The following is a 19,053-nucleotide window of genomic DNA, read 5'->3' as shown; positions in this document are numbered from 1 at the left end:
AGTAGTTAAAGACTCGCAAAAACAACTTAAGTTCCCCATACAAAACAGCAACTTAGAGAATTGTATACAACCTGTACCACTGGTCGGTTTTCGATTGTCAGCATCCCGATACAACCTCAGGATCGCGCCGTCATCCTCTTGAGGTCTCTCTATGAAGTTTTCCTCGATTCTCTTGTTGTCCCTTGGCCTGGTCAGTGGCGCAGCCATGGCCGGTGGCACCACCGAAGCCGGTGTGGGCGGCGCATTGGGCGGGGTTCTAGGTTCGGTTGTTGGCCAGCAGGTCGGCGGTAACACCGGTTCGGCCATCGGCGCAGCGCTGGGCGGCGCGGGCGGCAGTGCAGTCGGCGCTGACAAGCGCAGCCGTGGTGAAGCAGCCATTGGCGGCGCACTCGGCGCGGCAGGCGGCAACGTGGTGGGCCGCAGCATGGGTGGCAACACCGGCAGCTTGATCGGCGCAGCCGCAGGCGGCGGTGCAGGTGGCGCGCTGGGCAACTACATGGGCAACAAGAGCGATGACGACGACCGTCGCTATCGCGGGCGGGATAACCGTCGTTATGACCGTGATGACCATCGTGGCCGTGGCCATGCGTACGGGCATCGCAAGAACAAGCATCACTACCGTCACCGTTAAGCCAACGGTCCAAGGCACACAGAAACTCCTGTGAGAGCCGGGCTTGCCCGCGATAGCGTTGGGTCAGGAAGCACAACTAAACCTGAACCACCGCTATCGCAGGCAAGCCAGCTCCCACATTTGAGCTTCATTGGTCACAATGGCTGCGTCACACCACCAGTCGCTGCAACGCCTCGCGCAACCGCCCCGGAATCGTCACCGGCTGGTTCGACGCGCGGTCCACAAAGACGTGCACAAAGCGCCCCGCCGCACAGGCATCCTCTTCGCCTGACTTGAACACCGCCAACTCATACTGCACCGAGCTGTTACCCAACTTGCCCACGCGCAGGCCAATCTCTATGCGATCGGGAAACGCGATCGACGCAAAGTAATCGCACGCCGAACTCACCACAAACCCCACCACTTCACCGTCGTGAATATCCAACCCACCCTCTTCAATCAGGTAAGTATTCACCGCCGTGTCGAAGAAGCTGTAGTAGGTGACATTGTTCACGTGACCATACACATCGTTATCGTGCCAACGCGTGATGATCGGTTGGAAGTGACGGTAGTCAGCGCGTTGCGGCATCGAATCAGACATGTGCAGCTCTCATGAGTGGATTTACAGGTCGTTCAGATGGGCTTGGGCCCATTCACGCACCTCGGCGTAGGGATACGCCTCCAGCGCAGCGAAGCCCGGAATACCCCGCGCCTTCAACTTGGTAAACAGCGGCACGCTGATACCACCGAGGAATCGCGTCAGCCGCTCCGCGCCCGGCAGTTGCCCGGTGTGCTCATGATGCCTGTGGATAAAATCACCGCACAGCGCCATGAAGTTTTTATCCACAAGCGCCGGCAAACTCGGCGGCGGCGGTAAATGCGCCACGTGGCCATGGCATACCGAGCAATGCCCGCAGCGCAGCGGCGCATTTTCATCGCCAAAGTAGTGGGCCAAACGCTGGCCCAGGCATTCTTCGGTGGCAAACAGATCGAGCATGGCATGGATCCGCGCCACCTCCTTCACCTCGTGCTGCTTGAAGCCTGTGTATAACTCCTCGCTCAACGCCTGCGGGTCGAATTCGGTGTGCAGCAAGCTGTAAACCTCCGTCATCTGCTTGCTTTCCAGCTCGATCAGACCCTGCTCCTGGAAGTAATCCAGCGCTTTCACCACCCGGCTGCGCTCGGCATTGTGCTGTTGGTACAGCGCGTCGAAATCCACGGTCGCCCAGGTTCTGGCGCGACTGCATACCTGAATGATCGCCGCGACAAACTGCTGTCGCTCGCCGGAGAAACGCGCCAGCAAGGCCTCGGGTTCGATCAGGTACTTGAAGCGGTACTCGGCGTAAAACGCATAACGCGGCGCAATCACGCCCTTGAGCTCCAACTGCACCAGCAGCGTTTTCAGTGGCAGCTCGCGGATGTTGCTGTGGTCCGACAGCGACCTCAACAAAAACTCCCACTGCCCCTCGCCGCGCGCCGCCTGCAACTCCTCCAGCACACGGAGAATGCCCGCCTGTTCCGGCGTGTCGCCGTACACAAAGTTTTCCAGCACATTGAGGCTGTCGCGGTTGGCCAGCACCAGGCAATCGGACGGCTGCCCGTCACGCCCTGCGCGGCCGATTTCCTGGCTGTAGTTCTCAATGGATTTAGGCAGGTCGAAGTGCACCACATTGCGGATGTCACTTTTATCGATGCCCATGCCGAATGCGATGGTGGCGACGATGCAATTGGAGCGCCCACCCATGAAACGCTGCTGGATACCCTCGCGTTTGTCGTGGGGCAAACCGGCGTGATAAGCCTCGGCCTGAATGCCGTTGCGGTTCAAATGTTCGGCGATCTGCTCAGCGGTTTTCTGCAAGGTGACGTAGACGATACTTGGCTGATTGGCTCGCTCGCTCATCCATTCGACCAGGCGCCGTCGTTTGTCATACCCGCTCACCGGCTCTACCAGCAGGTTGAGATTGGGCCGGTAGAAGCCTGTGGTGATGACATCGTCCGGCGCAATGGCGAACTTCGCCTGCATGTCGGCAATCACCTTGGGCGTGGCTGTAGCCGTCAGCAATAGCGCTTGTGGGATATTGAACTGACGCTGGTAGTCCGGCAGCTTCAAATAGTCCGGACGGAAGTTGTGGCCCCACTCGGAAATACAGTGCGCCTCGTCCACCACCAGCAACGAAATCTGCACGCTTTGCAGAAAGTTACGGAAGCGCTCGTTCTTCAGGCGCTCCACGGAAATCATCAGAATTTTCAGCTCGCCCGAACGCGCCCGGGCCATCACATCATTGGCGTCCTCGCGGCTCTGCGCCGAATCAATACTGCCGGCGCAAATGCCATGGCGTTGCAGGAAACCCAGCTGGTCCTGCATCAACGCCAACAACGGCGACACCACCAGCGTCAGGTGCGGCAACAGCACCGCCGACAGCTGATAACACAACGACTTGCCCGAGCCGGTGGGGAAAATAGCAGCGGCCGAACGACCGGCCAGTACGGCGCTGACCGCCTCTTCCTGGCCCGAACGAAACTGTGGATAACCAAAGACCTGTTGGAGGGTGTTGTGCATAAGCTGTCACTCCATTGACCGCTGAAACGAGCCCAAAACATAGACCAGCGCGCTCAGCGAATCGAGAAAGGTCACAAGGAAAAAAGAGACAGGATGATACACAGCCTGGAGGATGGCCTTGGGCCGAAGTGCGAGGTTTTACCCAACAGCTCGCTCCTCGTGCTGCGCGTAGGGACGATCCAGTTTGATGTGGTTTTATCCCGCCTACCCTTTGACGCATTGCGCTACAATCAACCCTTGCGACCCAGGAGTACGCTGCAATGAGCGAACCGACGTTTGAGCAAAAACAGGATCATTACCACAAGATCCGTCGTTCCAATTACTTGGCAAGCCTGCGCCTGGAAGGGTTCGACACCCAACCGGCCGATGTCGACAAACCCCTGCCGACCCGCGAAGCCGTCCTCGCCAAGTACCGCAAAACTCCGCACTGATGCTCGACAAATACGGGGTGGGCCAGGATCCGTACTGCTACCCCGATAGCGGTGTCCTGCGCAACCGCCTCGATTTGCGCGATGAAATACTCCTGCATCAAGCCGAGCGCGAACTATCCGAAATTGCTGTAGGCAGCCTCCCACTCTATCCTCCGCCTTACGGCCTCGAACGACTGCAACACATCCACCGCACCCTGTTCGGCGATATCTACGACTGGGCCGGGGAGCTGCGCAGCGTCAACATCCAGAAAGGCGATACCCTGTTCTGCACGCCGGAACGCATTCCGCCGGAAGCGGCGAAAATCATTCGGCATATGGAACAAGGCAATTGGTATGTAGGCGCGACCCAGGCTGAACTGGTGCCGCTGATTGCCGAGGCTTATGGCGACCTCAACGTCATCCACCCCTTTCGTGAAGGCAATGGCCGCGCGCAGCGGATTTTGTTCGAACAGATCATTGTGAATGCCGGTTTTTCAGTGAATTGGTGGCTGGTGAAACAAGCGGCGTGGATACCGGCGAACATTGATGCGGTGGCGTGTGATTATCGGGGGCTTGAGGCGATTTTTGAGCGGTGTATCAGCGTACCTCGCTAAACAGCCTCTTGCCTGTATTGCACCATCCCACCCCACCCACCTATAGTTCGCCCCTCGCTGCACAATCAGCGATCGGGTTTGGTCACCCGATACAGAGTTCACATACGCACCTTCAGATGTCGTAGGCACTCCTGTGCCCACACGCTTCATGGCGGCTGTGTTTGGGACGCCTTCGGGCGTGCCGGGTGAATCTCTGCCGGTTGACCAACCTGGACACAGTCCGCCACCCATCGCTTGGTCACGATGATGGCGGTCCTCTAACTACACAGAGATTCAAATAAATGAACGCTATAAATCCGTCCGAAAATCGCTATCGCCTTCTGCGCACCAATTTCACCAACACCCACCCTCTCGTCATCGACACTGAAGCCACCGCCGAAGACATCCAGTCCGCCGCACACCAGCGCATCCGCGCTGCCACCGACTTACTGGAAACCTTCACCTGCCTTACCTACGAACACGCCGACCTCAAAGACATCTCCCACATCATCAATGCTCTTTACCTGCTGGTGCAGGATGGCTGTGATCTGCTGGAAGCATCGCAACACGTGCAACTGCAACCGACGGTCGATGAGCAACCACACCCAAGCCAGCCACTGAGCTAAACCCTGTAGGAGCTGGCTTGTCGAATCGTGGCACCGCGGCGATAGCGGTAAATCAGGCTATATTTCAGCGCCTGCCCCCCCCATAGCGGCCAAGCCCAGCTCCCACATTTGATAGATGTAGCTGAAAAAAACACTGTCAAACCGTAAATGCCGGAAACCTCTGTGAGAAACAGGCAAACACCGCGTAGCCCTATTCCCAAACTACTTAAAACACCTGCTAACCCCTCTACATAACGCCCCTTCCCATGACCGAAACTAGCGCCTTCTCAACTGTCCAGGCGAAAACCCGTGAACATCGAAAGGACTCAACACATCGGCCACTATGGCGTCACCTTCATAGTGATTCGCTTCACTGTTGTGCCTGAAAGTCGGCATGCCTTGGCTAACCTGTGCCTGCTTGAAGCAAAAACAGCTGCGCGACAAGTGCGCGATCAGATACGCAGCTTGTATGAGAAAATGTTGGCCCGAGATTTACCCTGCGAGATAGCAGTCGCGATTTCCCAGCCGCTGAGACGGAGCCAGGCCGGCCGGTTAAACGATCAAAACGTGTTCATCAAACAAATAATTTCCGGTGCGATTAAAGCCCCGGGGATAGCTATATCAACGGTAACGGCTGGCTTAGTTGGCGATACGATTTCCGGCAAGCTTCGCAGGTATCACGCAGGTGACATCATCATCGGATTGGACGCAAATGTGAGAGGAGGAATCGGGCCTCAGCGGTCAACACTCTCAATGCATGTCTACTCAGACGAGTCTTGATCACATGGACCTTTACCTTCAATCCGCGATTTTTCTCCTTATCTATATGGTGGTGCATTACCAGATCACCGACCCCACGCTTAGAAAGCGCTTCGCCATCACCTGTCTCACCACAGGTCTCACTTTGACGTTCCTGCTACCCTACATAGCGGTGATCCTCAGAATGCCATTCATACCGGTCTTCATATTCTTGTTAGGGTTGCTACTCTTCATCACCCGAAACAAATTCCGCCGACAACGCAACCATCCCCCTCACCCACTTCTGCGTGCTCCCACCATGAACCTGGCCCCCAACTTCCCCGAAGACCCCGTCATGCAGCAGCTCCTGCAATTGCTGCACGAAGAAATCGGCCTGCCGAAGCACAAGACCCTTCGCCTTGAAACCTCGCTCAACTTCGACCTTGGCTGCGACCGCGCCGAGGCCAAGCAATTCATGGAAGCGCTGGAGCAGGATTTTGCAGTCGATCTGGGCGACTACGATGCCTACCGTTACTTCCAACCGCCGGTGTTCGATGTGTTCCTCAAACGCCGCGCCAAAGGCCGAGGCGATAAAGTGCCGCTGACCATTGGCATGCTCTACCTGGCCATCAAGACCCATAGCTGGGACACCCAGACCCTGGAAAACCTCAGTTGATCTGAACAACACTGAGGCTCACATGTGGGAGCGGGCTTGCTCGCGAAGGCGGTGTGTCAGGTAGAGTATCGCTCACTGATCTACCGCATTCGCGGGCAAGCCCGCTCCCACATTGGCGATGCGCTAACCTGGCGAATTGCCTACATACCAAGGACCGTACATGGACGTATTAATGGGCCTGCTGGCCGCCCTGCTCTGGGGTGGCACGGACTTTCTTGTGGGTCTCAATGCCCGGGCTGTCGGCGTTAAACGCGCGGTGTACTTCGGCCAAGCCCTCGGTTTCCTGATCATGACCTTGCTGCTGGTCATCTTCCCGGCCTACCTGTTCAAATCCCTGAATGCCCCGTTGAGCGTCTGGCTCCTGGGCATCGCGGCCGCGCTGCTCACCGTCTCGGGCGCCCTCGCGCTGTCCAAGGCTTTCGCCTTGGGCAAAGCGGCCATCGTCGCGCCGCTGGTGACCTCGTATGGCGTGGTCACGACGCTGCTGTCCTGGGCCAGCGGCGAACACATCAGCCTGGTCCAACTGGGCTGCATCGGCGTGTGCGTGGTCGGCGTGAGCCTGTCCAGCATCCACAAGGACAACGGCGTCCCGCACAACCACCCACGCCTGTCCATTGCCTACGCCATGCTCGCCGCCTTGCTGTACGGCAGCAGCTTCTGGCTGCAAGGTCGCTACACGCTGCCGGCACTGGGACCGATCACCATGTTGTGGCTGGGTTACCTGGTGGGTCTGTGCGTGCTGGTGGTGATGGTGCTGAAGATCAAAGATGGCCTGAAGATTCCACCGCTGAAAAACTGCGCGACATTGACCGGTGCGAGCTTGATGAACCTCGGGGGTTTCTCGGCGTTTTCGTGGGGGGCGATGGCGGGGTCGGTTTCAGTGGTGACGGTGATCAGTACATTGTCGGGTGGGATTGCGGCGGTGCTGGGATTTGTGTTTTTCAAGGAACGGTTGTCGGCGGTGCAAGTGTTGGGCGTTGCATTCGTGCTGGCCGGCGCAGTGGTTTTGCACATCGCCGACTAACCTTTCGCGCATAAAAAAGCCGCCCACTAGGGGCGGCTTTTAACAGCTTGAACCTTACAACTTAGGCCCGGCCGCCTTGATCGCGTCGCTCACTTCAAACTTCTTGAAGTTCTCGATGAACAGACCCGCCAGCGCTTTCGCCGCTTCGTCGTAGGCAGCCTTGTCAGCCCAGGTGTTACGTGGGTTCAACAGGCCAGTCTCAACGCCCGGTACGGCCAATGGCACGTCGAGGTTGATGGTGTCCAGGTGTTCGGTCTCAGCGCCGATCAACGCGCCGCTCTGGATCGCTGCGATCACGCCGCGAGTGGTCGGGATGTTGAAGCGTTTACCGACGCCGTAGCCGCCGCCGGTCCAGCCGGTGTTGACCAGGTAGACCTTGGAGCCGAAGCCGCGCACGCGCTTGATCAGCAGCTCTGCGTACTCGCCGGCCGGGCGCGGGAAGAACGGCGCGCCGAAGCAGGTGGAGAAGGTCGACTTGATGCCGCTGCCCGAACCCATTTCGGTCGAGCCCACCAGCGCGGTGTAGCCGGACAGGAAGTGGTAGGCCGCTTGTTCTTCGCTGAGGATCGACACGGGCGGCAGTACGCCGGTCAGGTCGCAGGTCAGGAAGATTACCGCGTTTGGCTCACCGCCAAGGTTCTTCTCGGAACGCTTGGCAACGTGCTCCAGCGGGTAAGCGGCACGGCTGTTCTGGGTCAGGCTGACGTTGGTGTAGTCGGCGTGCTTGGCATCGTCGATCACCACGTTTTCGAGCACGGTGCCGTGCTTGATGGCTTTCCAGATAACCGGCTCGTTCTTCTCGGAGAGGTCGATGCACTTGGCATAGCAACCGCCTTCGATGTTGAACACCACGCCTTCGCCCCAGCCATGTTCGTCGTCACCGATCAGGTAACGGCTTTCGTCGGCGGACAGGGTGGTTTTACCGGTGCCCGACAGACCGAAGAACAGGGTCACGTCGCCTTCTTCGCCGATGTTGGCGGCGCAGTGCATAGGCAGCACGTCAGCAGCCGGCAGCAGGAAGTTCTGCACCGAGAACATGGCTTTTTTCATTTCACCGGCGTAACGCATGCCGGCGATCAGGACTTTTTTCTGTGCGAAGTTGAGGATCACGCAACCGTCGGAGTTAGTGCCGTCACGCTCTGGCACACACTCGAAATTGGCCACGTTAAGCACTTGCCACTCATCACGGCCGGCCGGGTTGTACTGGGCCGGGTTGATGAACAGGCAACGACCGAACAGGTTCTGCCAGGCAGTCTGGGTGGTCATTTTCACGGGCAGGTAGTGGTCTTCTGCAGCCCCTACGTGAACGTGGGAAACGAAATGCTCTTGCGCGTTGTTGAACGCCTCGACGCGAGCCCACAGCGCATCGAACTTGTCGGCTGGGAACTTGCGGTTGATCGGGCCCCAGGCAATGGCGTCCTGGGTGGTGGGCTCTTCAACGATGAAGCGGTCGACCGGAGAACGGCCGGTACGGTGACCGGTTTCTACGACCAGCGCGCCGGTATCGGCAAGCACGCCTTCACCGCGCTGCAGGGCTTCTTTGACCAGATCGTCAACACTCAGATCGGTGTATACGGCGTTATTGGCTTGCGTCATGAGGTTCCCCGTCGGCCTATGGCCGAGTGCTCCAAACGTTTTGTAGTAGAAAGTTGCGCACTACTACCGCGAAAAAAGTGGGCCGGATTATGCCAGAAAAGCCCAAAAAGAGTAGGGCCCTCCCGTCAGAACTGCGCTAATCCGGCATTTGTCAGGTGATTTACCTGTGCTTAAACGTTTTAGTGGCGGGTGTCGGAAGGGGTGTCGATGCCTGCGCCGGCGAATAATTGGGCTACATCGGCGGCATCGAACAGGTAACGCTGATTGCAGAACTGGCAGTCGATCTCGATATTGCCACCGTGTTCCACCACCAGATTCTGCGCATCTTCCAGGCCCAGGCTGACCAAGGCATTCGCCGAACGCTCGCGCGAGCAGCTGCAACGGAAGCGCAGGCCCTGTTGGTCGAACAGGCGCACGGCCTCTTCGTGGTACAGGCGATGCAGAATGGTTTCGTTGTCCAGGCCCAGCAGCTCTTCAGCGGTCAGAGTGCCAGCCAGGGCGGTCAGCTTGCGCCAGCTGTCGGTGCGCTCATCGTCGTCCTTGATGCGGTCGGCCGGCAGTTGTTGCAGCAGCAGGCCACGGGCGCGCTTGCCGTCGGCATTCAGCCAGAACTTGGTGCCGACCTGCTGAGACATCACGAAATAGTTGGTGAAGCAGTCCGACAGGGTTTCGCCGTCGAGATCGACGATGCCCTGGTAGCGCTGGCCTTCCGTCGGGTCGACGGTGATTGCCAGTACGCCATTGGCCATCAGGTCGGACAGCGTGGCGTCCGGTGCGATCAGGTCGGCGTCGTAACGGGCCAGGCCGCGAATTTCGCGCTCGCTGGAGCACTCGATCATCAGCATCGGCACCGGGCCTTCGGAACGCGCCTGCAAAATCAGCAAACCGTCGAACTTCATGGTGCCCACCAGCAGCGATGCCGCCGCCATCAGCTCACCGAGCAACTGCGCAACCGGCTCCGGATAGGGATGCTTGGCGAGGACTTCGGCATAGCTGCGCTCCAGCGAGACCAGTTCGCCGCGGGCGTCGTTCTCGTCGAAGATGAAGCGTTGGGTGAAGTCGGTATCCGGTAGATCAGTCATAGGTCTGGGTATCTGAATTGATGACAAAATGATTACAAGGTTTATAAAATTAAACGCTTTAGCACCATCTTGGTGCGGCTTTCTCCTGGAAACGGAGAGCTAAATAGAGCGAAGAGGAACAGTTTATGAACAATCCGGGTTTGTTCCAAGCCAAGTGGAACCTCCGGCGATGGGCACTGTGCAATCTACTCGCTATCGGACTGCTGTGTTTTTGGCTGTGGCCCACGGGCCAGATGCTGTGTGTGATTTTCGACGAATGGCTGTTTCACCTGCTCAATGACCCGCTGGCGAGTCATTCGACCTGGCTGCATGTGTGGGCCGTGGCCAGTCTGCGACCATTTGACGCGGTGGTCGGCGTGATTTTGCTGACGTTGCTGATTCGCGGAGATTGGGTGTTCAAGGCGATTGAAGTGCGCCAGGCATTTTTCGGCTTTTTCGGGATTCTGCTGCTGTTGCTGTTCATCCGCATGCTGTTTTCCAAACTCGCGGCGCAGATGGGCTGGCAGCACAGCAGCCCGTCGATGGTGATCAGCGGGGCGATTCATATGAGTGACTACTTCCCTGGTCTGGAAAAAACCTGGGAGTTGAAGGACCGTTCGAGCCAGAGCTTCCCCGGCGATCACGCGTCGGTATTGCTGATCTGGGGCATGTTCATGACGGTGTTTGCCAAACGCATCGGCCAGGTGCTGGTGATTTGGGGCTTGGCCCTGTTGTTCATGATGCCGCGGCTGGTAGCCGGCGCGCACTGGGGGCAAGACGACTATATCGGCGGGGTATTGCTGGCCCTGTTGGCGCTGGGATGGGGGTATTACACGCCGTTTGCGGCGAAGGTGTCGAATGGGTTGCTGCGACTGACGGCGCCAATCTTCGGTTTGCTCGGTAAGCTGCCGGTGATCGGGCGATTGAGCGTCATACGCACTGCCGCCTGACGAAGTAGATGCATGTGAGAGCTGGCTTGCCTGCGATAGCGGTGGGTCAGTGACGGAAAGGCTGGCTGGCCTGACGCTATCGCAGGCAAGCCAGCTCCCACATTTGATCTCCATTGACCTGGAGATGTGCGCTATCAATCATCATTACCACTGCCGCGAAACTTGAACAAATCGCGACGCTGCTTCTTGCTCGGCTTGCCATCGGTCGTCATACCGGTAGCCCCGGCCTTGCGCATGGCGGCCGCGTTTTCGCGTTTGGCGATACTGGCCTCGGTTTCGGTGTACAACGCCTGCGCTTCGGGCGCGCCGCGGCGCACAACGGACAAGGCTTGCACCACGACGGTCTTCTCATCAAACCCAGCCCGAATCTGCAGCTCATCACCGACGCGCGGCTCCTTGCCCGGCTTGCAGCGTTCACCGCGATGGTGCACTTTGCCACTTTCGATAGCGGCTTTGGCCAGGGCACGGGTTTTAAAGAAGCGCGCTGCCCACAGCCACTTGTCCAAACGGACTTTTTCTTCCTCTTCCTGCTTTTGAGCCACTTGAATTCCTCGCTCTGAAAAATGTCGCAACTTTACCGTTGAAGCCCTTCGACGCATAAACCCCAACGCTCACCTAAGATACGCCAGGCACCACCCTGTTTTTGCGAGGATACGCCGTGACCGACTTCCCCATTTCACTCACCTCGCCAAACCAGCGTTGCGTGGGTTGCCAGCAAAGCGAACCCCTGGGTTTCGATTTCGCGTTCGCCTATCAGCCTATCGTAGATCTTCGAGACCATTCGATCTTCGCCCACGAAGCGTTGGTGCGAGGCCCGCAAGGCGAAGGCGCGCTGTCGGTGCTGGGCCAGGTCAACGCAAGCAACCGTTACCGCTTTGACCAGCGGTGTCGTACCCAAGCGATTGCCGGGGCCGCTGCCTTGGGTATGCAAACCCATCTTTCGATCAATTTCATGCCCAATGCCGTGTACCGGCCCGAGCTGTGTATTCGCAGCACCCTGGAGGCGGCCCGCGCGCACAACTTTCCGCTGAACCAGCTGATTTTTGAAACGCTGGAAAGCGAGCACGTAGATAACTATCGCCATTTGACCAATATTCTGCGTGAATACCGCGAATTCGGCTTCAAGACCGCCATCGACGATTTCGGTGCGGGCTATTCGGGGCTGAACCTGCTGGCCGATTTCCAACCTGACCTGATCAAACTCGACATGGCGCTGATTCGCGATGTCGACAAGGATCGTGTCCGTCAGGTAATCGTCCAGGGGATTGTCACAATCTGTGAGCAGTTGGGCGTTACTGTCATTGCCGAAGGCATCGAAAGTGCCGGCGAGCGCGACTTCCTGTCCGACTGCGGAATATTTCTGATGCAGGGTTACTGGTTCGCCAAGCCTGCATTCAAAGCCCTGGCCAAGGTTTCACCACAGGCCTGGGCGAACTGATCGGTTACCCATATTGAAGACATTTGACCATTTGACCGTTGTGGGTCTGCGTGAGTGGGTGGCACTTCCCGACTTGGGAGTGGCTGGCCTGCGCGCAAAGATCGACACCGGTGCCAGTACCTCGAGCCTGCACGCCACCGATATCGAGCCATTTGAGCGCGACGGTGAGAAGTGGGTGCGCTTTACCGCGCACCTGGGCAGCGTGGTGCAACTGCGTCACCGCCGCTGCGAGGCGCCGGTGGTGACGATGAAAACCATCAAGAGCTCCAACGGCCATGCGCAGGTGCGCTATGTGATCAGCACCACCCTCGCGCTGGGTGATCGGGTGTGGCGAGTGGAGTTCACTCTCGCCTGTCGCAAGGCCATGCGTTACCGCCTGTTGCTGGGCTCCAAGGCGCTGATTGACGGCCACTTGGTGGTCAGTCCAGGCGTCAAGTACGTTCAAGACAAGCCGGTGTTCCCGGTCTCTACTATTTCTGCCCCAGGTGCTGCATGAAGATTGCTGTGCTGTCGCGAAACCCGCGTCTGTATTCCACCCGCCGCCTGGTTGAGGCCGGCACCGAACGTGGCCACGAAATGGTGGTGATCGACACGTTGCGTGCCTATATGAACATTGCCAGCCACAAGCCGCAGATCCATTACCGGGGCAAGCCGCTGGAAGGCTTTGATGCGGTGATCCCGCGCATCGGTGCCTCGGTGACGTTTTATGGCTGCGCGGTGTTGCGACAGTTTGAAATGATGGGCGTATTCCCCCTCAATGAATCGGTAGCCATTGCCCGCTCGCGCGACAAACTGCGCTCATTGCAATTGCTCTCGCGGCGCGGTATCGGCCTGCCGGTGACCGGCTTTGCCCACTCCCCCGATGACATTCCCGACCTGATCGACATGGTCAACGGCGCGCCGCTGGTGATCAAGGTGCTGGAAGGTACCCAAGGCATCGGCGTGGTGCTGTGCGAAACCGCGACCGCTGCCGAATCGGTGATCGAGGCATTTATGGGCCTCAAGCAGAACATCATGGTGCAGGAATACATCAAGGAAGCCGGCGGTGCGGACATCCGCTGCTTCGTGGTGGGTGACAAGGTAATTGCGGCAATGAAACGTCAGGCCAAGCCGGGGGAATTCCGCTCCAACCTGCACCGTGGCGGCAGCGCCAGCCTGATCAAGATCACACCGGAAGAACGCATGACCGCGCTGCGGGCGGCCAAAGTGATGGGGCTGGCGGTAGCGGGTGTGGATATCCTGCGCTCCAACCACGGGCCACTGGTGATGGAAGTGAACTCATCGCCGGGCTTGGAAGGCATTGAAACCACCACCGGCAAGGATGTGGCGGGCATCATCATTCAGCATCTGGAAAAGAATGGTGGGCCGAATATGACGCGCACCAAGGGCAAAGGCTGATACGCGGCAAGCGTTGCCACCCTGCAAAAACAATGTGGGAGCGGGCTTGCTCGCGAAGACGGAGTGTCAGTCGATGTATTTATTGACTGGTCCACCGCATTCGCGGGCAAGCCCGCTCCCACATTTTTGATCTTTGTTGTTTGTTAGACAGCGTCCCTGGGCAGCATCAGCCCCAACGGCAAGCGCACCCGTGCCTCCAGGCCACCGTCCGGCCGGTTGCGCAGTTCAACATTGCCGCCGTGCATTGAAGCAATCCGCCGCACAATCGCCAGCCCCAAGCCTGTGCCCTTGCCACCCCGGGCACGGTCACCACGGGTGAAAGGGTTGAAGATGCCTTCCAGTTCCGCCGGGTCGATCCCCGTACCGCGGTCCATCACACTCAACACCACATAAGGCGCAGTACTGTCGCCGGACACATATGCCGCCACTTCCACATCGGAACCGGCATGGTGCAAGGCGTTGCCGATGAGGTTGTTGAGCAGGCGTTTCATCGACACCCGCCGCAAGGCAAACGGCTGAATCGGCTCCAGGCGCATGCGCACCTGTTCGCCGTTCTGGTTGTAGGGCGCCACCACCTCGCGCACCAGGTCCGTCAGGTCGACTTCCTCGACCACTTCGTCGCGGCCATCACGGATAAACGCCAGGAACTGATCGAGAATCGCGTCCATGTCTTCGATGTCACGCACCATGTCATCCGTGAGGTCGTTATGGTTGCCCATCAACTCCAGGGACAATCGCAACCGTGTCAACGGTGTGCGCAGGTCGTGGGACACGCCCGCCAGCATCAACTCGCGTTCGCGCCCGGCCTGTTCCACGTCTTCCGCCATCTGATTGAAGGCGCCGTAGACTTCGGTCATCTCACTGGGCGTATCGCTGACCGGCAGGCGCACACTGCGCCCCTGCCCCAGTTGGCGCGCGGCAAAGACCAGGCGTTTGAGTGGCTGGTTGAGCTGGCGCACGAAAATCCAGGCGGACGCCGTTGAAAGCAGGCCGATCGCCAGGAACCAGCCCAGCACGTTCCAGATCTTCTGTCCCCGCAACGGATGCGGGTAAAGCGGCACTTTGATCCACGCGTCGCCCAGGCTCGGCGCCCTCACCCACAGCGCAGGCGAAACATGCATGCGCAATCGCACCTCGGTGTCGTCCCCCAGCTCAGCCTGCATCTGGCGCTGATAAATCTCGCTGTAGGGCCAATGCTGCTCGCCTTCAGGTACACCGGCGCCGTCGACTCTAATCAGCGTCGATGCCTTGGCCACCTTTTCACGGTTTTCGGGATCGACGGCCCAATAGGCACGAAGCGTCAGGGCGACGCCGTGGCTGTACTGCCGATCCACCAGCACGTCTTCGTTCATCAACAGATAAACCAGCGTCAGTGCCTTGGAAAACAGAACGACGATCAGCACCAGCCAAAGGGTGCGTGAAAAGAAACTTTGCGGGAACCACAACGGGGTTTTCATAGGAAACGGCTGGACACCTTGCAGAAACGAGCGGCGCTCGCAGAATTGCAGACGCCGGGCATCCCGTTGACTCTCATGGAGTCAAACGCCGGATGCCCGCGCCTGCAAATCATCGGTCACTTGGTTGCGGTGCCATCCGGCACGAACACATAACCCACACCCCACACCGTCTGGATATAGCGCGGCTTGGACGGGTCCGGCTCGATCATGCGGCGCAGACGGGAAATCTGCACGTCGATGGAGCGCTCCAAAGCATCCCACTCCCGGCCACGGGCCAGGTTCATCAGTTTGTCGCGCGTCAGCGGCTGGCGCGCGTTCATCACCAGGGCCTTTAGCACGGCGAACTCACCGGTGGTCAGCATGTGCACTTCTTCGCCACGCTTGAGCTCACGGGTGGCCAGCGACAGTTCATAGTCGCCAAAGGTGACGCTTTCGTCTTCGCTGCCTGGCGCGCCGGGTACCGGGGCTGCCTGACGGCGCAACACGGCTTTGACCCGGGCCATCAGCTCGTCCGGGTTGAACGGCTTGGCCAGGTAATCATCAGCGCCCAGCTCAAGGCCCTTGATGCGGCTCAGCTCATCGCCCTTGGCGGTAAGCATGATGATGGGAATCTGGTTGTTCGCACCGCGCAGGCGTTTGCAGGCGGTGAGGCCGTCTTCGCCGGGCAGCATCAGGTCGAGTACGACCAGATTGAACACTTCGCGCCCCAACAGGCGGTCCATCTGCTCGGTGTTCGGCACCGCGCGGGCACGGTAGCCCTTGGAGTTGAAAAAACGCTCCAGCAGGCTGCTCAGCCCCGGATCGTCATCAACGATGAGAATTTTTTCGCCTTCAGCAGTTTGTGCAGTGCTGCTCATTAGATGCTCCTCTTATCTCGGCGCGCATTATGGCGTAGCTGCCGTTATACGCACCGTGTGCATTGTTAGCAGATTTTTCCTCTACCGCCAGCGAACGCGCGCCCTGCAACCTTCGGCGCAATCCCCCCCAGCTGCAGAACGCTGGTTATAATGCGCCGCCTTTGCGCTGAGCAATGTCAGACTTTACTGCTTGCTGCCTCGCTATTTTTTACCGCGACGGGCAGCAATTTTCCGATTTCGAGGGTCAACAGGCTGCCTTTTGACCCAGGTAGCGGCGCCAGTCGGGCCGCTCAACCAGCCTTGCAACGCCTTGTTTTCCGGGCCTGCGAGCTGCTTTCAGAATTTCAGGTGGTTTTATGGACAGCATCAACAGCCGCATCGCCGAGGAACTCGGCGTACGCCCACAACAGGTCGAAGCGGCCGTCGCTCTACTGGATGAAGGCTCCACGGTGCCCTTCATCGCCCGTTACCGTAAAGAAGTGACCGGCAGCCTCGACGACATCCAGCTGCGGCACCTGGAAGAGCGCTTGCGCTACCTGCGAGAACTCGACGAACGGCGCATCAGCATCCTCGCCAGCATCGAGGAACAAGGCAAGCTGACCCCGCAACTGGAACGCGACATCAAACTCGCCGACACCAAGACCCGCCTCGAAGACCTTTACCTGCCGTACAAACAGAAGCGCCGCACCAAGGGCCAGATCGCCCTGGAAGCCGGCCTGGGTGACCTGGCTGACGGCCTGTTCAACGACCCGTCGCTGACCCCGGAAACCGAAGCCGCGCGCTTCATCAACGCCGAAAAAGGCGTCGCCGACGTCAAGGCGGCCCTCGAAGGCGCCAAATACATCCTCATGGAGCGTTTTGCCGAAGACGCCAACTTGCTGGAAAAACTGCGTAACTACCTGAAACAGGAAGCCACCCTCAGCGCCCGCGTCATCGCCGGCAAAGAGGAGGAAGGCGCCAAGTTCCGCGACTATTTCGAGCACGACGAACCGCTCAAGAGCATGCCGTCGCACCGCGCACTGGCCATTTTCCGCGGCCGCAACGAAGGTATTCTCAGCTCCGCGCTGAAGGTCGGCGACGAGCTGCCGGGCACCATGCACCCGTGCGAAGGCATGATCGGTCAACAATTCGGCATCCAGAATCAGAACCGTCCGGCGGACAAGTGGCTCGGTGAAGTCGTGCGCTGGACCTGGAAGGTCAAGCTTTACACCCACCTGGAAACCGACCTGCTCGGCGAGCTGCGCGACGGCGCCGAAACCGAAGCGATCAATGTTTTCGCCCACAACCTGCACGACCTGCTGCTGGCCGCGCCGGCCGGCCCGCGTGCGACCCTGGGCCTCGACCCGGGCCTGCGCACCGGCTGCAAAGTGGCCGTGGTCGACGCCACAGGCAAGCTGCTGGACCACGCCACCGTGTATCCGCACGTGCCGCACAACAAGTGGGACCAGACCCTCGCCATCCTGGCCGCGCTGTGCGCCAAGCACGCCGTGGACCTGATCGCCATCGGCAACGGCACCGCCAGCCGGGAAACCGACAAGCTGGCCGCCGAGCTGATCAAAAAATACCCAGCCATGAAAATGACCAAGGTAATGGTCTCCGAGGCCGGCGCGTCGGTGTACTCGGCGTCGGAACTGGCCTCCAAGGAATTCCCGGACCTCGACGTATCGATCCGTGGCGCCGTCTCCATTGCTCGCCGCCTGCAAGACCCGCTGGCCGAGCTGGTGAAGATCGACCCTAAATCCATCGGTGTCGGCCAGTACCAGCACGACGTGTCGCAGCTGAAACTGGCACGCGGTCTGGATGCGGTGGTGGAAGACTGCGTGAACAAGGTCGGCGTGGATGTGAACACTGCCTCGGTCGCGCTGCTGGCCCGTATTTCCGGCCTCAACTCCACGCTGGCGCAGAACATCGTCACCCACCGCGACGAAAACGGCGCGTTCAAAACCCGCGCTGCGCTGAAAAAAGTCGCACGCCTGGGCGAAAAAACCTTTGAACAGGCCGCCGGCTTCCTACGCGTAATGAACGGCGACAACCCGCTGGACGCTTCGGCGGTTCACCCGGAAGCCTACCCGCTGGTACAGCGCATTGCTGCCGAGACCGACCGCGACATCCGCTCGCTGATCGGCGACGCCGCGTTCCTCAAGCGCCTGGACCCAAAAAAGTACACCGACGAAACCTTCGGCGTGCCGACCATCACCGACATTCTGCAAGAGCTGGAAAAACCTGGCCGTGACCCGCGTCCCGAGTTCAAGACCGCCGAGTTCCAGGACGGCGTCGAAGACCTCAAGGACCTGCAACTGGGCATGATCCTCGAAGGCGTGGTCACCAACGTGACCAACTTCGGCGCGTTTGTGGACATCGGCGTGCATCAGGACGGTTTGGTGCATATCTCCGCGCTTTCGGAGAAGTTCATCAAAGACCCTCGCGAAGCGGTGAAAGCCGGTGATGTGGTCAAGGTCAAGGTCATGGAAGTCGACATTCCACGCAAACGCGTTGGCTTGTCGATGCGCATGAGCGACACCCCCGGCGAGAAAATCGACGGTGCCCGTGGCGCTCGCCCAGGCTCGGCGCCACGCCAGTCGCAGAACAACGCACCGCGCAAAGAAACCGCCACCGCAGCGCCTAGCAACAACGCGATGGCGTCGCTGTTCGCCAACGCCAAACAGTTGAAGAAACGCTGATGGAAATCCCGGCCGGTTTGACCCAGAGCGCGTTCAGCGAGCTGATCGGCTGTCGCCTGCAACGCCTGGACGAGGGCGTTGCCGAGGTGGCCCTGACCCTGGAGCCGCAGCTGCGCAACCGTGCAGGCAAGCTCCACGGCGGGGCGATTTTCAGCCTGGTGGACATCACCATGGGGCTGGCCTGTTCCAGCTCCCATGGCTTCGACCAGCAGAGCGCGACCATCGAGTGCAAAATCAACTATATCCGTGCCGTGTCCGACGGCGACGTGCTGTGCACCAGTCGTGTTATCCACGCAGGTCGACGCACGTTGGTGGTTGAAGCAGAGGTGTATCAGGACGACAAACTGGTCGCAAAAGCACAAGGCACATTCGCTGTCCTATAGCTCCCCGCCCTCGATT

Annotated in this window: 20 protein-coding genes; 13 read left to right on the top strand and 7 right to left on the bottom strand. The window is 59.2% G+C overall.

The annotated features are described in order from the left end of the window. Positions 1-151 precede the first annotated feature (151 nt). Positions 152-631, top strand: a complete 480-nt coding sequence (locus FPT15_RS07850; RefSeq protein WP_145159820.1) for a glycine zipper domain-containing protein — start codon at positions 152-154, stop codon at positions 629-631. A gap of 148 nt (positions 632-779) precedes the next feature. Here the strand turns inward: FPT15_RS07850 and FPT15_RS07845 are convergent, their stop codons facing one another. Both FPT15_RS07845 and FPT15_RS07840 read right to left on the bottom strand, forming a co-directional pair. Next, positions 780-1,211: a thioesterase family protein gene (locus tag FPT15_RS07845; RefSeq protein ID WP_145159818.1), complete on the bottom strand. Its 432-nt coding sequence runs from the start codon at positions 1,209-1,211 to the stop codon at positions 780-782. Positions 1,212-1,232: 21 nt separating this feature from the next. Beyond that, the gene (locus FPT15_RS07840; RefSeq protein WP_145159816.1) at positions 1,233-3,170 is read right to left on the bottom strand and encodes an ATP-dependent DNA helicase RecQ; all 1,938 of its coding nucleotides are present in this window, start codon (positions 3,168-3,170) and stop codon (positions 1,233-1,235) included. A gap of 260 nt (positions 3,171-3,430) precedes the next feature. Between FPT15_RS07840 and FPT15_RS07835 the strand changes: the two genes are divergently transcribed. From FPT15_RS07835 to FPT15_RS07810, 6 genes are all read left to right on the top strand, one after another. After that, positions 3,431-3,601 carry a YhfG family protein gene (locus FPT15_RS07835; protein WP_096236773.1) on the top strand — a complete coding sequence of 57 codons (171 nt, stop codon included), beginning with the start codon at positions 3,431-3,433 and terminating at the stop codon, positions 3,599-3,601. Continuing rightward, positions 3,601-4,194 (top strand): putative adenosine monophosphate-protein transferase Fic, encoded by a 594-nt coding sequence (locus FPT15_RS07830; protein ID WP_145159814.1) that lies wholly within the window; start codon positions 3,601-3,603, stop codon positions 4,192-4,194. The genes FPT15_RS07835 and FPT15_RS07830 overlap by 1 nt, the downstream gene beginning before the upstream one ends. A 281-nt stretch (positions 4,195-4,475) precedes the next feature. Next, positions 4,476-4,799 carry a hypothetical protein gene (locus FPT15_RS07825; RefSeq protein WP_145159812.1) on the top strand — a complete coding sequence of 108 codons (324 nt, stop codon included), beginning with the start codon at positions 4,476-4,478 and terminating at the stop codon, positions 4,797-4,799. A 288-nt stretch (positions 4,800-5,087) separates the two neighbouring features. Then, positions 5,088-5,558, top strand: coding sequence for a hypothetical protein (locus tag FPT15_RS07820; RefSeq protein WP_145159810.1), 471 nt, complete (start codon positions 5,088-5,090; stop codon positions 5,556-5,558). A gap of 277 nt (positions 5,559-5,835) precedes the next feature. Continuing rightward, positions 5,836-6,192: a DUF1493 family protein gene (locus FPT15_RS07815; protein WP_145159808.1), complete on the top strand. Its 357-nt coding sequence runs from the start codon at positions 5,836-5,838 to the stop codon at positions 6,190-6,192. 160 nt (positions 6,193-6,352) lie between these two features. Then, positions 6,353-7,216, top strand: coding sequence for a DMT family transporter (locus FPT15_RS07810; protein WP_256676393.1), 864 nt, complete (start codon positions 6,353-6,355; stop codon positions 7,214-7,216). Positions 7,217-7,270: 54 nt separating this feature from the next. On the opposite strand, the gene FPT15_RS07805 is transcribed toward FPT15_RS07810, so the two are convergent. Both FPT15_RS07805 and hslO read right to left on the bottom strand, forming a co-directional pair. Next, entirely contained in the window at positions 7,271-8,812 is a 1,542-nt protein-coding gene (locus FPT15_RS07805) for a phosphoenolpyruvate carboxykinase (protein WP_145159806.1), read from the bottom strand. A 179-nt stretch (positions 8,813-8,991) separates the two neighbouring features. After that, a complete protein-coding gene (gene hslO / locus FPT15_RS07800) occupies positions 8,992-9,894 on the bottom strand; it encodes an Hsp33 family molecular chaperone HslO (protein WP_145159804.1) in 903 nt (300 codons plus the stop codon). A 125-nt stretch (positions 9,895-10,019) separates the two neighbouring features. Here hslO and FPT15_RS07795 point away from each other — a divergent pair, with 125 nt between their 5' ends. After that, positions 10,020-10,823 carry a phosphatase PAP2 family protein gene (locus FPT15_RS07795; protein ID WP_119738193.1) on the top strand — a complete coding sequence of 268 codons (804 nt, stop codon included), beginning with the start codon at positions 10,020-10,022 and terminating at the stop codon, positions 10,821-10,823. A 134-nt stretch (positions 10,824-10,957) separates the two neighbouring features. On the opposite strand, the gene FPT15_RS07790 is transcribed toward FPT15_RS07795, so the two are convergent. After that, positions 10,958-11,365 carry an RNA-binding S4 domain-containing protein gene (locus FPT15_RS07790; protein WP_053255749.1) on the bottom strand — a complete coding sequence of 136 codons (408 nt, stop codon included), beginning with the start codon at positions 11,363-11,365 and terminating at the stop codon, positions 10,958-10,960. 116 nt (positions 11,366-11,481) lie between these two features. On the opposite strand from FPT15_RS07790, the gene FPT15_RS07785 reads away from it, so the two are divergent. Genes FPT15_RS07785 through rimK form a run of 3 tightly spaced genes read left to right on the top strand, consistent with a single transcriptional unit; the run spans position 11,482 to position 13,659 of the window. Next, positions 11,482-12,261 (top strand): EAL domain-containing protein, encoded by a 780-nt coding sequence (locus tag FPT15_RS07785; RefSeq protein ID WP_145159802.1) that lies wholly within the window; start codon positions 11,482-11,484, stop codon positions 12,259-12,261. A gap of 31 nt (positions 12,262-12,292) precedes the next feature. Further along, entirely contained in the window at positions 12,293-12,757 is a 465-nt protein-coding gene (locus FPT15_RS07780) for an ATP-dependent zinc protease (protein ID WP_370004704.1), read from the top strand. Continuing rightward, on the top strand, positions 12,754-13,659 hold the full coding sequence (rimK, locus tag FPT15_RS07775; RefSeq protein WP_025855543.1) for a 30S ribosomal protein S6--L-glutamate ligase: 906 nt from the start codon (positions 12,754-12,756) through the stop codon (positions 13,657-13,659). Before FPT15_RS07780 ends, rimK begins: the two co-directional genes overlap by 4 nt. A 143-nt stretch (positions 13,660-13,802) precedes the next feature. Here the strand turns inward: rimK and FPT15_RS07770 are convergent, their stop codons facing one another. Both FPT15_RS07770 and ompR read right to left on the bottom strand, forming a co-directional pair. Next, a complete protein-coding gene (locus FPT15_RS07770; RefSeq protein ID WP_145159800.1) occupies positions 13,803-15,116 on the bottom strand; it encodes an ATP-binding protein in 1,314 nt (437 codons plus the stop codon). A 116-nt stretch (positions 15,117-15,232) separates the two neighbouring features. After that, positions 15,233-15,973 carry a two-component system response regulator OmpR gene (gene ompR / locus FPT15_RS07765; protein ID WP_053255745.1) on the bottom strand — a complete coding sequence of 247 codons (741 nt, stop codon included), beginning with the start codon at positions 15,971-15,973 and terminating at the stop codon, positions 15,233-15,235. A 356-nt stretch (positions 15,974-16,329) separates the two neighbouring features. Here ompR and FPT15_RS07760 point away from each other — a divergent pair, with 356 nt between their 5' ends. Together FPT15_RS07760 and FPT15_RS07755 are read left to right on the top strand one after the other, a co-directional pair. Beyond that, positions 16,330-18,654 carry a Tex family protein gene (locus FPT15_RS07760; protein WP_119738198.1) on the top strand — a complete coding sequence of 775 codons (2,325 nt, stop codon included), beginning with the start codon at positions 16,330-16,332 and terminating at the stop codon, positions 18,652-18,654. Further along, positions 18,654-19,037, top strand: coding sequence for a PaaI family thioesterase (locus tag FPT15_RS07755; RefSeq protein ID WP_145159798.1), 384 nt, complete (start codon positions 18,654-18,656; stop codon positions 19,035-19,037). Before FPT15_RS07760 ends, FPT15_RS07755 begins: the two co-directional genes overlap by 1 nt. Positions 19,038-19,053: the final 16 nt, after the last annotated feature.

The organism is Pseudomonas sp. RGB (assembly GCF_007713445.1).
Taxonomy (GTDB): domain Bacteria; phylum Pseudomonadota; class Gammaproteobacteria; order Pseudomonadales; family Pseudomonadaceae; genus Aquipseudomonas.
Note: the sequence above shows the minus strand (reverse complement) of the source record. Positions and strands in the feature narration are given on the sequence as shown.